The sequence below is a fragment of the Streptomyces sp. NPDC059895 genome (assembly GCF_042731035.1).
Classification (GTDB): Bacteria; Actinomycetota; Actinomycetes; order Streptomycetales; family Streptomycetaceae; genus Streptomyces.
Genome location: NZ_JBHWKO010000002.1, coordinates 29,071 through 42,915 on the forward strand (window position 1 = coordinate 29,071; position 13,845 = coordinate 42,915).

Consider the following 13,845-nt stretch of genomic DNA (forward strand, 5'->3'; position numbering starts at 1 on the left):
TGAGGGCTCCTCATCCGGCCCGGACGGCGCGGGCGCTGGCCGCGCGCAGACCGGGCAGATCGATGAACTCGGTGTGGGTGCCGGCGCTTCCGCAGACGAAGGCGCCGGCGACGGAACCGGCCAGCACGCAGTCGTCCAGGGACCGCCCCTCCAGCAGGGCGTGCAGGAAGGCGGTGACGAACGCGTCGCCCGCGCCGTTGGTGTCGACGACCGGCCGCTCCGGCCGCACCGCGGGGAAGTGCCGGGGCTTGTCCGCGCCGCGCTCCAGCAGATGGCAGCCCGCCGCGCCGTCGGTGGCCACCACGAGCCGGGCCCGCCCCTCGTCGACGATCCGGTGCAGCACCTCGTCGAGCCGGCCGTGCAGGGCGGCCGCGCTGAGGAACACGTAGTCGGAGGCGAGGGCGTAGGTGAGGTGGTGGGGGTTGGCCCCGTCCCAGTCGTGCAGATCGGTGGAGCTGGTCACGCCGAGGCGGTGGACGTCCTCGTACATGTCGCGGTTGTGGCCGACGATCGACAGGTGCACATGGCGGGCCCGCTCCAGGTGCGGCAGGTAGAACGAGCGGGGCAGCCGCAGGTCCGCCGGGTGCCGGGAGTCGTAGAAGGAGAACCGGCGGCCCTGCGCGTCGACCAGGTTGATGCCGCGCGGGGTGCCGTGCGGCGACACCAGGTGGCTGAAGTCCAGGCCGCGCTCGGCGTAGGCGGCGAGCACCGCGTGGCCCTGCGGGTCGTCGCCGAGGAAGTCGATGAACTTGGTGCCGAGTCCCAGGGCGTGCCAGCCGAGCGCCACGCCGTTGCCGGTGTGCGCGACGTAGTCGTACACGGGCGGGACGTGCAGCGAGTCCCCCGGCGGGACCTCCAGCGTCTCGACGCGTACGACGGTGTCCACTCCGGCGCCGCCGACCACCAGGACGTCGTAGGGGGGCAGGCTCATGTGCGGGTTCCTTCCGTGACTGCGGCGGTGTCCCTGACCGCTGTGGTGTCCGGGGCGGCCGCGTCGTGCGCGACCTGCTGGACGTGTCCGTTCTCCAGGACCACCGCCGAGTCGATGTCGCTGCCCGGCGGGACGGTGACTCCGGGCAGCAGCACGCTGCGCCGGACCCGCGCGCCCGCCCCGACGCGGACACCGGGGAAGAGCACGCTGTGCTCCACCCGGCCTTCGTTGACGAGGTCCGCCGGGACCAACGACGACGTCACCCCCGGGGCATCGGCCACCCAGCCGCGGGCCACGTCCGGGCGGACCGTCCAGGGCATGCGTTCGACCGGCAGACCGGAGCGCGGACCGTCGGCGGCCAGCCTCAGGTGCGCCCGGTGGTAGCGCTCGACGGTGCCGATGTCCTCCCAGTGGCCGGCCACCTCGTAGCCGCGGATGTGCTCCCCGGCCGCGAGCATCGCCGGGATGACGTCCCGGCTGATGTCGTGCTGCCAGTCGGTGCCGTCGAGCTTCTCCAGGTAACGGCGCAGGACCGCCGCGTCGAAGACGCAGAACGCGGCGAACACCAGGTCGCTCGTCGGCTCCGCGGGCTTCTCCGTGAACTCGGTGAGCCGGCCCGCCGCGTCGAAGCGGACCATCCCGAACAGATGCACCCAGCGCCGCTCGATCCGCTGGTACGCGACGGTCAGCGCGGCCCCCGACGCCCGGTGGGCGGCGATCAGCGGCCCGTGGTCGAAGCGGTAGACGTGGTCGGCGTGCAGCACCAGCACCTGCTCGGGGCCGCCGCCGAAGACGTACTCGGCCTTGCGGATCAGCGCGTCCGCGGTGCCCCGCTCGGCCGGCCAGGTGCGCTCGGGCAGCTCCGGGGGCAGCGCGTCGCCCGCGTCCCGGTAGGCCCGGTCGTACGGCCCGAAGTGCACCCGGAAGTCCGCGCTCCGGTTCCACACCCGGTGCAGGTCGTCCATGAGCCGGCGCTCCTCGTACTGGGACAGCAGGAGCACCTCGCCCAGGCCGGAGGCCCGCGCGTTGGCGAGGCTGAAGTCGATCAGCCGGCAGGCCCCGCCGTACGGCACCAGCGGCTTCAGCCGGCCGGTGCCCAGCGGACCCATCCGCCGGCCCTCGCCGCCCGCGAGGAGTACGGCGCGCACCGCGTTCCGCTCAGCCATGCCGCACCTCGTCCCAGGTGACGCGACCGGTGTTCAGCGTCAGCAGCAGCCGCGCGTCCGGCTCGGGTGCGGGCCCCTCGAACACGCCCGGCGCGGTGCGGTCCAGCCGCCGTACGACGGGCAGGGACCGGGGCGCCGCGCCGTCCCGGGCGGCCGGGGAGACCAGCTCCACCCGCTCCGCGTGCGGCAGCCGGTAGGTCAGCACGCCGTCGCCGACACGGTGGCGTTCGCGCAGGGCGCGCCGCAGGTCGTCCGGCACCGCCTCGGGGAAGCGGTCCGCGATCCGCTCGCAGGCCGCGAAGTCGGCCCGCTCCCAGGCGGCGTCGAAGAACCGGCGGGCGACCGCCGCGTCGACCGGCGCGAGACGCTCGTACGCCGTGAGGTCGCCGTGGAGCAGCAGCGCCTCCTCGGTGAGTTCCTCGTCGGCCAGCAGGTCGAACCAGCCGTGCCGCAGGGCCCGTTCGGCCGGCAGGACGGCCGCCTCGCCCTCCCAGAGCCGGCGGAACGCGGCGAGGTGCAGGTCCGCGCAGTGCTCCCAGGTGAACCGCCGGGCGACCGCGGCGGCGCGCTCGGCCAGTTCGCGGTACCGCTCCGGCTGCTCGGCCCACAGGGTGACGGCCTCGTGGATCCGCTCGGCCAGGGCGTCGGTGAGCAGGGTGTCGTCCTCGGCGAACGAGCGGTTCACCGCGAACCCGGTGGCGTCCGGCCCGGTCAGGGCGTGCCCGAAGTGGGCCATGCCCTGCTGGGCGGTGGCGATCGGGACGGCCCCGCAGACCATCGCCTCGCCCTGGGCGATGAGGAAGGTGTCCATCTCGAACTTGGAGGGGAACAGGCAGAAGTCGCTGGACGCGGCGTACTCGAACACCCGCCGCTCGTCGACCCGTTCCGACTCCAGGTACAGGCGCCCCTTGTGCCGGTCGGCCACCTCCCGGAAGTACGGGTCGTCGAGCGGGGCGCCGGAGATGCAGCGCAGCACGAAGTTGGCGGCGAGGCCCTCGCCGAGCACCCGGTCCACCGCGCGCACCAGCTCCAGCTGGCCCTTGTGGTGCAGGGCGTAGCGCGCGTTGTGGAAGAACGTGGGCAGCGCCGGGTCCAGCCCGAGGCCGGACAGCACCTCCTCGCGGTCCACCTCCGCCGGGTCCCAGGCCAGCCACTGGTCGGAGATGGCGCAGCCGCCGACGAACATCTTGTGCGCGTTGTCGCGCACCGCGCCGGCGATGGGCAGCTCCCGGAACAGGGCCTCGAACGGCGTGTCGCGGAAGGAGGCGTAGAAGTCCAGCTGGCCGGGGGAGAGGAAGTCGACCAGGTCGGCGTGGTCGAGGATCAGCCGGTACAGGGCCACGTGGTCCGGCGGGTAGTCGTAGTGCAGATGGGTCAGCTGCTGGTACTGGCGGATCACGTCCGGCCGCTCCCCGGCGGGCGGCGGGTCCAGCGGCAGGGTCACGTCGGCGCCCAGCAGTTCCAGCAGCCTGCGCACCTTCGGGCCGTAGACCTTCTTGGTGATCGGCATGTTGCTCTGCACCGTGCTGACCACCGGCTTGAGCGGGTCGTCGCGCAGCGCCGCCGGCAGCAGGTAGTGGTAGTACGGCTCGTGGGCGTGCACCAGGGTCTTCTCGTCGCCGAACCAGCTGCGCAGGAAGCGCACGCTGTCGACCTGGAAGACGAGCGGCTTGAAGAAGACCAGGTCCCGCCCCTTGGCCGAGTACGGCGGGTAGAAGGTGTCCGGGAGCCGGTTCAGGTAGTCGTTGGACAGGAAGTACAGGTCGACGCCGTCGAGCCGGATGCGGTGCGCGGTGGTGGTGAGCGGCAGCTCCGCCTCGGCGGGGAAGCCCCGCCACACGTCGGGGTCGAGCACCAGCGGCAGGGTGTAGGTGTCGGAGTAGTCCAGGTCCTCGACCTCGTACCGGCTCCGCAGGTCGTCCAGCCGGCCGTGGGCCGGGGTGACGATGGAGACCCGGTGACCGCGGGCGGCGAACGCCCGGGAGAGGTTCCACAGGTACACCGAGGTGCCGCCCTGGAGGAAGGTGTGGTCGAAACCGCAGCATTCGAAGTACGTCTCGACGATGTGCATGCGGGGTTCGGGCACGGTCACGTTCACGTCCTCGCTGAGGTGGGGGTCGGGGCCGGGGCGTGCGCGGCGGTCATCAGCGCGTGGCGCAGGTCGATCGCGGCGTGGTAGGGGCGGGCGTGGTCGCCGTTGTAGGCGAGCTCGTGCAGCAGCCGCGCCAGGTACAGCAGACGGCGCAGCGGGTCGGGAGCGGTGGGGCCGAGCAGCAGCCGCAGCACCTGGGCCCGCCACACGTCGGCGGCGTGGAAGACCTGGCGCAGCACGGCGCGCGGCGCGTCCGGCCAGTCGGCGGCACCGTCCAGCGCGCCCGTCATGGTCTCCAGGGAGTCGATGCCGAGCCGTCCGGCGCTCTCGAAGGCCGCCTCGTCGGCGGCGAAGTACTCCAGGGCCCGTTCGACCGCGACCAGGTCCTGCACCGGGGACTGCGCCGCCCACCCCGGCTCGTCCGGGCCGAGCGCCGGGGTCGACATGTCGATCACCTGCATCGACCAGCCGCCGTCGTCGCGCGGCCGGCACAGCAGATGGGACAGGTGCAGGTCACCGTGGGCGGGAGCGGACGGGAAGGCGGTGGGACGGCTCTCGAACCCGGCGCGCAGCGCGGCGCTCTCGGCCCGCAGCGCCTCGAACGCGGCGGCGCGGACGCCGGGCGGGAGCGCGATGTCCACCTGCTCCAGGTCGGTCAGCCGGGCCTCGGCGCGGCTCAGCGCGTCGAGCACCGGGTACGGCCGCGGGGTGCCGCCGCCGAGCCGGGCGGCCAGGTCGCGGTGGAACCCGCTCAGGAACCGTCCGGCGTCGCGCAGGTTGCCCGCCAGTGGCCGCAGGTGGTCGCGGACCGTCCGCTCGACGTCGCTGCCGGCAGCACCTTCGGCCACCTTCGGCCACAGGGAGCGCATGTTCTGCCGGAGCGGGGTGTCGACGCCGTCGCCCGGGGCGTAGCGGTAGAACACGCCGAGCGGGTGCCGGGTGCCGTCGGCGGGGTCGACGTAGACGTAGTCGCCGGCCCAGTCGGGGGTGCGGCCGGTGCCGTTCATCAGCCGCAGCAGCTCCGGTTCGCGGACCGGCTCGTCCAGCCGCCGGTAGGTCTTGTGCACGTACGCCGTGCCCCCGGTCTCCAGGAGCGACAGGGCGTTGGAGGACCAGCCGCGCTCGAAGGGGAGCCGGAGCAGCGGGCCGGTCGCCGGGCCCGCGCCGCGGAAGCGGACGCTGCCGCCCCGGGCGGTCCGCAGCTCCGCTCCGGCCCCGACCGCCCGCCAGACGGCGCGGTCGAACTCCAGCGCGCCGTGGGCCTCCTCCAGGCCGCCCGTACCCGCCGGACCAGCCGTACCTGTCGGGGCCGCCGTACCCGCCGTACCCGCCGAACCTGCCGGACCAGCCACATCTGTCGGGTCCGGCGCGGCGGACGACCCGGTCCGGACCGGTACGAAGTACCGCTGCCCCGACGCGGGGCCGCCGACGGCGGTCACCACCAGCAGGCGGGTGTGCTCGTCGAGCGCCACCTGGTCGGTCCGCTCGAAGCGGTCGGCCCGCCGGCCGTCCTCGCTCATCCACGGGGCCGCGCGCAGCAGGGCCCCCAGTGCGTCGTTGTCCGTCATGGGCGAGTCAGCTCCCCGTCGTCTCGTAGGTGTTGACGCCGCGTCGCCACACGGCCAGGGCGAGTGCCAGCGCGCCGGCGGTCACCACGGGCAGCCAGCCGAGCAGCCCGGTCTCGCCGTGCAGCAGATAGGTGCTCGGCACGTACGCGGTGAAGGCGAACGGCAGCACCCAGGTCAGCAGTCCGCGCAGCGAGGGGTGGTAGATGTCGAGCGGATAGGCGGCGAACTCCGAGACCTGGCTCGCCGCGTACATCGACGGCAGGCTCGTCACGGTCCAGAAGGACAGCGAGGCGAAGAACAGCTTCACCGAGGTGTGGATGACCGCGCCGCACAGCACCAGCAGCGGTGCCAGCAGCCACTGCTCCGGGGTCGGCGACAGACCGAGCTCGGATCCGGCGTAGCCCACCAGGACCGCCCCGACGACCAGCTCTCCGAGCCCGTCGGGATGGAAGAACCGCTCCGACAGCAGGGAGAACAGCGGGTTCACCGGCCGGATCAGATACCGGTAGAACTCCCCGCGCTGGACGAGCTTGCGGCCCAGCTCCCACAGCTGGTCGGTGAACAGGTGGTCCAGTCCGCGCGGCAGCAGCGAGAAACCGAGCAGGAAGAGCACCTCGTGGTACGACCAGCCGCCCACGGCGGGCACCTCGCGGAAGACCAGGCCGACGACGGCGGTCTGGATGCCGACCCGCACCAGGAACGCGCCGGCGCCCAGCAGGAAGTCCATGCGGTAGGCGGTCAGCCGGTGCAGCCCGACCCCGCCGAGGAAGAACGACAGCCGCAGGTAGCGGATCAGGGTGCGGACCGTCGTGCGCTGGGTGGGTGTCATCCGCCGAGCACCTCCAGCCGTCCGAGACTGGCCCGCCACAGCACCGCGCACAGCAGGGTCAGCACGGTCACCCAGGCCAGCTGGCCGGCCAGCACCCCGGCGGCGGCCGCCCAGCCGTCGTAGCGGCCCAGCAGCAGGGTGAGCGGGCCGTCGACCATGCCGCTGAACGGCAGGGCCCGCGCGAGCGTGGCCAGCGGTCCGGGCATCAGCGCGAGGGGCACCAGCTGGCCCGCGAAGAAGGCCACCACGCTCTGCTTGACCATCCGCACACCCCACGTGTTGGTGGTGATGAAGCCGGTCATGCCGGTCAGCAGGTTCACGCAGAACGCCAGGAGCACCGACAACGCGGTGGAGACCACGAACAGCAGCAGGTCCAGCGGCCGGGGCGTGGTGAGCGGCACCAGCAGCGCGAACAGCCCCAGCACCGGTACGCCGACCAGGACCGCGTTGGCGCCCACCACCGGCAGGCAGGCGAAGAACCGCATCAGCGGGTAGCTGACCGGCCGTACCAGCATCACCGCCACGTCACCCCGGTAGACCTCGGCGGCGACCTCGTCGTCCACCCGGTTGGTGTGCAGCACCTGGAGGAGCTGGGCCACCAGCAGGTACGTGGTGATGCTCCGCTGGTCGAAGCCGCCGGGGCCGGTGCCGGGGTTCCCGGCGTACACGGCCCGCCACAGGAAGACGGTGACGGCGGCGCCCGCCGCGGCGGTCATCGCGGTCATGGCGAACATGGAGCGGTACTGGAGCAGCGACTGGAGTCCGCTGGTGGCGAAGGGCACGTAGGCGCGCAGGCGGTTCGTCATGCGGTGCCGTTCCGTACCGCGCCGTCGGCCGGGTCCGCGGCCGGGTCCGCGGCCGGGTCCGAGGCCGGGTCACCGGCCGTGTCGTTCGCCGCCGTGTCGTTCGCCGCCGTGTCGCTCGCGGCCGTGTCGCCGTCCGCCGCGGGCCGGGGGGTGCGGGAGCGGCCGTAGATCTGCCGCAGCACGTCCTCCAGGTCCGGTTCGGGGGCGTACCAGTCGGCGAGGTCGAAGCGGTCCAGCAGGAAGGTGAGCACCTGCCGGGAGGTGTACTCACCGGTCGGGTACTCCACCCGGATCCGGCCGTCGTCGCCGGGTACGGCGCGCACCCCGGGCAGTCCCGCCTCGATGGTGTGCAGCGCCGCCGGCACCGAGGTGCCGTCGCGGTGGTCGAAGACGACCGAGCGGTGACCGGAGGTGCGTAACAGGTCGTGCAGGGAGCCCTGGTGGACCACCCGGCCGTGGTCGACGACCAGGGCGCTGTCGCAGATCGCGGCGATGTCGGCGATGTCGTGGCTGGTGAGCACCACGGTGGTGCCCAGTTCCCGGTGGGCGCGGTTGACCAGCTCGCGCACCGCGTCCTTGAGGACCATGTCCAGGCCGATGGTCGGCTCGTCCCAGAACAGCACCTCGGGGTCGTGCAGCAGGCTCGCCGCGATCTCGGCCCGCATGCGCTGGCCGAGGCTGAGCTGCCGCACGGGGGTGGTGCCGAGCGCGTCGATGTCGAGGAGTTCGCTGAACAGGGCGAGGTTGCGGCGGTGGACCGGTTCGGGGATGTCGTAGATGCGTTGCAGGATGCGGAAGGAGTCCGGGACCGACAGGTCCCACCACAGCTGGCTGCGCTGGCCGAACACCACACCGATGCGGCGGGCGTTGGCCTGCCGGTTGCGGTAGGGCTCCAGGCCGCCGACCAGGCAGCGGCCCGAGGTCGGGGTCATGATCCCGGTGAGCATCTTGATGGTCGTCGACTTCCCGGCCCCGTTCGCGCCGATGTAGGCGGTCTTGGTGCCGGCCGGGATCTCGAAGGAGACGTCGTCGACGGCGCGGACGATGCGGTGCCGGCGGGTGAACAGGGTGGAGACGCTGCCGAGCAGGCCGGGTTTGCGCTCGGCCAGGCGGAACTCCTTGACGAGGTGGTCGGCGACGATCACGCGACCACCCGCTCGATGGCCTCGCCGAGCAGCGTCACGCCCTGCTCCAGGAGGGCCTCGTCGATGGTGAACGGCGGCGCCAGGCGCAGCACGTGCCCGCCCAGCGCGACCCTGAGCCCCAGGTCGAGGGCGGTGGTGTAGACGGCGCGGGCGATGTCCGGGGCGGGGGTCCGGCTGACGCGGTCGGTGACGAACTCCAGCCCCCACAGCAGTCCCAGTCCCCGGACCTGGCCGAGCTGGTCGAAGCGGTGGTGCAGCTGTGCGAGCCGGTCCTCCAGCAGCGCGCCGAGGGTGTCCACGCGCTCGATCAGCCGGTCGCGTTCGATGACCTCCAGGGTGGCGCGGGCGGCGGCGATCCCGAGCGGGTTGCTCGCGAACGTCGACGCGTACGCCCCCGGGGTGGCGGCCTCCGGCCTGCGCAGCACCTCGGAGCGGCCGGCCAGCACGGCGAACGGGAACCCGTTGGCGGTGCCCTTGGCCAGCATCGCCAGGTCCGGTTCGATGCCGAGCCGCTCACTGGCGAGGAAGGCGCCCGTGCGCCCGCCGCCGGTGAGCACCTCGTCGGCCACCAGGAGCACCCCGTTGTCGCGACAGGCCTCGCCGACCCGCTCCCAGTAGCCCGGCGGCGGCACGATCACGCCCGCGGCGCCGAGCACCGGCTCGAAGACCAGCGCGGAGACGTTCGGTTTGGTGGCGATGTGCCGGCGCACCAGCGAGGCGCAGCGCACGTCGCAGGTGGGGTACTCCAGTTCCAGCGGGCAGCGGTAGCAGTAGGGCGCGTAGCCGAGCACGCTGTTGCCGCTGAACGCCTGGTGGCCGACGTCCCAGTGCACCAGCATCCGGGCGCCCATGGTCTTGCCGTGGAAACCGTGGCGCAGCGCGCCGATCCGGTTGCGGCCCGGCGCGGCCGTCGACTGCACGACCCGCAGGGCCGCCTCCACGACCTCCGCGCCGGTGGAGAAGAACGCGTAGGTGTCGAGGTGGTCGGGGAGCAGCCGGGCGAGCAGTTCGAGCAGTTCGGCGCGGTCCGGTGTGGCGCTGTCGTGCACGTTCCACAGCCGGTGCGCCTGTGCCGTGAGCGCCTCGACGACCTCCGGGTGGCCGTGGCCCAGGGACTGGGTCAGGGTGCCGGCGGCGAAGTCGAGGTACTGGTTGCCGTCGAGGTCGGTCAGGACCGGTCCCTTGCCCTCGGCGAACACCCGGCGCCCGTGCTCGGCCTCCTCGGAGGCGCCGGGCGCGAGATGCCGGGCCTCTCTCTCCAGTTGCCGGGCTTGCCGGAAACCTGTCACTGCGGCCCCCAGTGGGTGGACGGACTGCCTTGCGAAACTCGCGAAATGCGTTGCAGGACAACGCCGTTGGCGGTGCGAGAAGTGAGTCAAACACCCTGGCACGGAGATCGCAAGCAGTTGCTGAAACTTTCAGTTTGCCCTTGCGGCGGCTTGCTCGCCTCTGCTTGAGTCTTGGTGGCCTTCCGGCCGCACCACGCCTCTTGCCCGAGGAGGGATCCGTGAGAGCACAACACCTTCAGACGGCCTCGTTACCTTGGAGGCCGAGGTGAAGGCGCTGGTCCTGGCGGGGGGCACCGGTAGTCGGCTCAGGCCGTTCACCTACTCCGGCGCGAAGCAGCTGCTTCCGATCGCCAACAAGCCCGTGCTGTTCTACGCCCTGGAGTCCCTGGCGGCGGCCGGGATCCGCGACGTCGGCGTCGTCGTCGGCGACCACGGCCCCGCGATCCGCGAACTGACCGGCGACGGCAGCGACTTCGGCCTGCGGATCACCTACCTCGCGCAGCCGAAACCCCTGGGACTGGCGCACGCGGTGCTGATCGCCCGCGACTTCCTGGGCGACGACGACTTCCTGCTCTACCTGGGCGACAACTACCTCCCCCAGGGCGTCACCGAGCTGGTGCGCGGCACCGCCGGGCCCGCCGAGGCCCGGCTGCTGCTCACCCCCGTCGCCGACCCGTCCACCTTCGGCGTCGCCGAAGTGGACGCCGACGGCCGGGTGCTGCGCCTGGAGGAGAAACCCGACACCCCCCGCAGCGACCTCGCCCTCATCGGCGTCTACGCGTTCAGCCCGGCCGTGCACGAGGCGGTGCGTGCCATCCGCCCCTCCGCGCGCGGCGAACTGGAGATCACCCACGCCATCCAGTGGATGATCGACCAGGGCCTGCCGGTGCGCGCCATCGTGACCACCCGGCCCTGGCGGGACACCGGCAGCGTCGAGGACATGCTGGAGGCCAACCGCGAGGTGCTCGACGGGCTGGAGGGCGGCGTCGAGGGCAAGGTCGACCCGGCCAGCACCCTGATCGGCCGGGTCCGCGTCGCCGAGGGCGCCGTCGTGCGCGGCTCGCGCGTGGTGGGCCCGGTGGTCATCGGCGCCGGCGCCGTCATCAGCAACTCCAGCGTGGGACCGTACACCTCCATCGGGGAGGACTGCCGGGTCGAGGACAGCGCCATCGAGTACTCCGTCCTGCTGCGCGGCGCCCAGGTGGAGGGGGCGGTCCGCATCGAGGCCTCCCTCATCGGCCGCGGTGCCGTGGTGGGGCAGGCCCCCCGTCCCCCGCAAGCCCACCGTCTCGTGATCGGCGACCACAGCAAGGTGCATCTCACCTCATGAGCTCACGCATCCTCGTCACCGGCGGAGCCGGCTTCATCGGATCCGCCTACGTCCGTTCCCTGCTCGGCCCCGACGGTCCCGGCGGCACGGCCGTGACCGTCCTGGACAAGCTCACCTACGCGGGCAGCGTCGCCCGCCTCGATCCGGTGTTCGCCCACCCCGACCTGACCTTCGTCCAGGGCGACGTGTGCGACGCGTCGCTGGTGGCGTCGCTGATGGCCGGGCACGACCAGGTCGTGCACTTCGCGGCGGAGTCGCACGTCGACCGCTCCATCGCGGACGGCGGCGACTTCACCCGGACCAACGTGGTCGGCACCCAGGTCCTGCTGGACGCCGCCCTGCGGCACGGAGTCCGCACCTTCGTGCAGGTCTCCACCGACGAGGTGTACGGATCGCTGCCGACCGGCGCGGCGAAGGAGACCGACCGGCTGCGCCCGTCGTCGCCCTACGCGGCCTCCAAGGCCGCCGCCGACCTCATCGCCCTGGCCCACCACCACACGCACGGCCTCGACGTCCGGGTCACCCGCTGCTCCAACAACTTCGGCCCGTACCAGCACCCCGAGAAACTCGTCCCGCGTTTCCTCACCGCCCTCCTGGAGGGCGGCACCGTCCCGCTCTACGGCGACGGCCTGCAGATCCGCGACTGGCTGTACGTCGACGACCACGTCCGAGCGCTCGAACTGGTCCGGCTGTCGGGCCGGCCGGGCGAGATCTACAACATCGGCGGCGGCACCTCGCTCACCAACCTCGACCTGACGCACCGCCTGCTCGCGCTGTGCGGCGCGGGCCCCGAGCGGATCGTCACCGTCGAGGACCGCAAGGGGCACGACCGCCGCTACGCGGTGGACCACACCAAGATCACCACCGAGCTGGGCTACCACCCGCGCAGCGATTTCGCCGCCGACCTGGCCGCGACCGCCGAGTGGTACAAGCGGCACCCCGACTGGTGGCGCTCCCTGCTCGCGGCGCACTGAGCCGCCCCCTTCCCTCACATCACCCCTGGAACACGGCAGTCGGCTGACAACGGCACTCGGCTGACAACGGCACTCGGCTGACAACGGCACTCGGCTGACAACGGCACTCGGCTGAAAACGGCAGTCGGCCGCGGCCCGGTGGTCGCGGCCGGCCGCCGTCCCCCGGCACGGATCACGGGGCTTTCCGGGCCCGGCGGGTCTGGTCGGCCAGGACGGCTGTCGCGCGTTCGAGGAGATCGCACAGCGCGGCGTGCTCCGCCGGGGTGAACGCGTCGCCGAGAGCCCGTTCGAGGACGACCACCTCCTCGTACGCCCGGCTCAGCAGACGTTCCCCCTCCTCGGTCAGCGAGGCGACGAGCACCTTGGCGTGCACGGGGGAGGCCTCACGGGCGATGAGCCCCTTCTTCTGCACTCCGGTCAGTACGGTGGCCATCGTCTGCTGGGTGACCCCGCACGCCCGCGCCAGCTGGGCTCCGGACATGCCGCCCTGCCGGGAGAGCGTGAGCAGGACCGTGTACTGCGTCATCGTCAGGCCGTAGCCGCGCAGGACCGCTTCGTGATGTGCCGTCAGCGTCTGCTCGGCACGCCGGATGCGGGTGCACAGATATTCCTCCGCCGGGATCCCGGCCGCCTCGCCGCCCATTGAATCAGCCTCCTGCGTTGACTCAGGTACCTGAGTCGCCTTACCGTCGGGAGTGTCAGCATACTGAGTCAACGCAGGGGGCATACCCATGAAGGCTGTCGTTCTCGACGCCGACGACCGCTACACCCTCACCACCGTCGACGCACCCACGCCGGGGGCGGGCGAGGTCGCCGTCCGGGTGGAGTACGCCGGCATCCAGTGGGGCGATGTCCTCGTCCGCGACGGCCACTTCCCCGTCCCGCGGCCGTTCGTCCCCGGCTTCGAGGCCGCCGGGCGTGTCATCGCGGTGGGAGACGGCGTCGACCCGGCCCGCATCGGGCAGCACGTCGCGGTGCTGACCGGCTCCGGCGCCTTCGCCGAGGTCGTCGTCGCACCTGCCGTGCTCGCCTTCCCCACCCTCGGCGTGGACCCGCGTACGGCCGCGGCGTTCGGCTGGGCCGCCCCCACCGCCTACGACCTGATCCGCACCGTCACGCGCGTCCGGCCCGGCGAGAGCGTCCTCGTCCACGCCGCTCTCGGCGGCGTCGGCAGTCTCGCCGCCCAGTTCGCCACCGCCGCCGGCGCGGGCCGGATCGTCGGCGTCGTCGGTGACACCCGCCAGGGCGAGTACGCCGCCGGACTCGGCTACGACCGCCTGGTCTCCCGCCACGACTTCCCCGCGGCCCTCGGCGACGAGCGGTTCGACGTGATCCTCGACCCGGTCGGCGGCCCCGCCCGGCTGGCCTGCCTCGATCATCTGGCCCCCCACGGCCGGCTGGCCGTCTACGGCAACATGGCCACCTTCGATCCCGTCCGGATCGACGCCAACGATCTGCTCGCGCAGGGCAAGTCCGTCCTCGCCTACAACAGTGACCTGCTCAGCCGGACCTTCCCCGAACGCCTCGCGGAAACGGCGGGCGAGGCGATGCGGCTCGTGCGGGACGGTCGTGTCCGTATCGACATCACCGCCACCTACGAGCCGGCCGACCTCGACACCGCCGTCGAGCGCCTCGCCGCCGGCGGGACCCGCGGCAAGAGCGTCGTCCGCATCGGCTGACCCGCCCGGACCCGCCCGGGCCCGGTGGTGCCGGCC

General features: G+C 72.7%; 12 protein-coding genes. 3 read left to right on the forward strand and 9 right to left on the reverse strand.

The window, feature by feature from the left end:
• Positions 1 to 10: 10 nt before the first annotated feature.
• From ACFV9M_RS02350 to ACFV9M_RS02385, 8 genes are read right to left on the reverse strand one after another with little or no spacing between them, the layout of a single operon-like run.
• Entirely contained in the window at positions 11 to 931 is a 921-nt protein-coding gene (locus tag ACFV9M_RS02350; protein WP_385076066.1) for a carbohydrate kinase family protein, read from the reverse strand.
• A complete protein-coding gene (locus tag ACFV9M_RS02355) occupies positions 928 to 2,097 on the reverse strand; it encodes a sugar phosphate nucleotidyltransferase (RefSeq protein ID WP_385076063.1) in 1,170 nt (389 codons plus the stop codon). Before ACFV9M_RS02355 ends, ACFV9M_RS02350 begins: the two co-directional genes overlap by 4 nt.
• The gene (locus ACFV9M_RS02360) at positions 2,090 to 4,189 is read right to left on the reverse strand and encodes a glycosyltransferase (protein WP_385076060.1); all 2,100 of its coding nucleotides are present in this window, start codon (positions 4,187 to 4,189) and stop codon (positions 2,090 to 2,092) included. The genes ACFV9M_RS02355 and ACFV9M_RS02360 overlap by 8 nt, the downstream gene beginning before the upstream one ends.
• A gap of 2 nt (positions 4,190 to 4,191) precedes the next feature.
• Entirely contained in the window at positions 4,192 to 5,757 is a 1,566-nt protein-coding gene (locus tag ACFV9M_RS02365; protein ID WP_385076057.1) for a hypothetical protein, read from the reverse strand.
• A gap of 7 nt (positions 5,758 to 5,764) precedes the next feature.
• Positions 5,765 to 6,586 carry an ABC transporter permease gene (locus ACFV9M_RS02370; protein WP_385076054.1) on the reverse strand — a complete coding sequence of 274 codons (822 nt, stop codon included), beginning with the start codon at positions 6,584 to 6,586 and terminating at the stop codon, positions 5,765 to 5,767.
• Positions 6,583 to 7,392 (reverse strand): ABC transporter permease, encoded by an 810-nt coding sequence (locus ACFV9M_RS02375; RefSeq protein ID WP_385076051.1) that lies wholly within the window; start codon positions 7,390 to 7,392, stop codon positions 6,583 to 6,585. The genes ACFV9M_RS02370 and ACFV9M_RS02375 overlap by 4 nt, the downstream gene beginning before the upstream one ends.
• Positions 7,389 to 8,537, reverse strand: coding sequence for an ATP-binding cassette domain-containing protein (locus tag ACFV9M_RS02380; RefSeq protein WP_385076048.1), 1,149 nt, complete (start codon positions 8,535 to 8,537; stop codon positions 7,389 to 7,391). Before ACFV9M_RS02380 ends, ACFV9M_RS02375 begins: the two co-directional genes overlap by 4 nt.
• Positions 8,534 to 9,826, reverse strand: coding sequence for an aspartate aminotransferase family protein (locus ACFV9M_RS02385; protein WP_385076045.1), 1,293 nt, complete (start codon positions 9,824 to 9,826; stop codon positions 8,534 to 8,536). Before ACFV9M_RS02385 ends, ACFV9M_RS02380 begins: the two co-directional genes overlap by 4 nt.
• A 265-nt stretch (positions 9,827 to 10,091) precedes the next feature.
• Here ACFV9M_RS02385 and ACFV9M_RS02390 point away from each other — a divergent pair, with 265 nt between their 5' ends.
• Both ACFV9M_RS02390 and rfbB read left to right on the forward strand, forming a co-directional pair.
• Positions 10,092 to 11,156, forward strand: a complete 1,065-nt coding sequence (locus tag ACFV9M_RS02390) for a glucose-1-phosphate thymidylyltransferase (RefSeq protein ID WP_385076043.1) — start codon at positions 10,092 to 10,094, stop codon at positions 11,154 to 11,156.
• Complete coding sequence (gene rfbB, locus ACFV9M_RS02395; RefSeq protein WP_385076040.1) at positions 11,153 to 12,130, forward strand: dTDP-glucose 4,6-dehydratase; 978 nt, start codon at positions 11,153 to 11,155, stop codon at positions 12,128 to 12,130. Before ACFV9M_RS02390 ends, rfbB begins: the two co-directional genes overlap by 4 nt.
• A 172-nt stretch (positions 12,131 to 12,302) precedes the next feature.
• Here the strand turns inward: rfbB and ACFV9M_RS02400 are convergent, their stop codons facing one another.
• Positions 12,303 to 12,773: a MarR family winged helix-turn-helix transcriptional regulator gene (locus ACFV9M_RS02400; RefSeq protein WP_385076038.1), complete on the reverse strand. Its 471-nt coding sequence runs from the start codon at positions 12,771 to 12,773 to the stop codon at positions 12,303 to 12,305.
• A gap of 88 nt (positions 12,774 to 12,861) precedes the next feature.
• Between ACFV9M_RS02400 and ACFV9M_RS02405 the strand changes: the two genes are divergently transcribed.
• Entirely contained in the window at positions 12,862 to 13,809 is a 948-nt protein-coding gene (locus ACFV9M_RS02405; RefSeq protein ID WP_385076035.1) for a zinc-binding alcohol dehydrogenase family protein, read from the forward strand.
• Positions 13,810 to 13,845 lie beyond the last annotated feature (36 nt).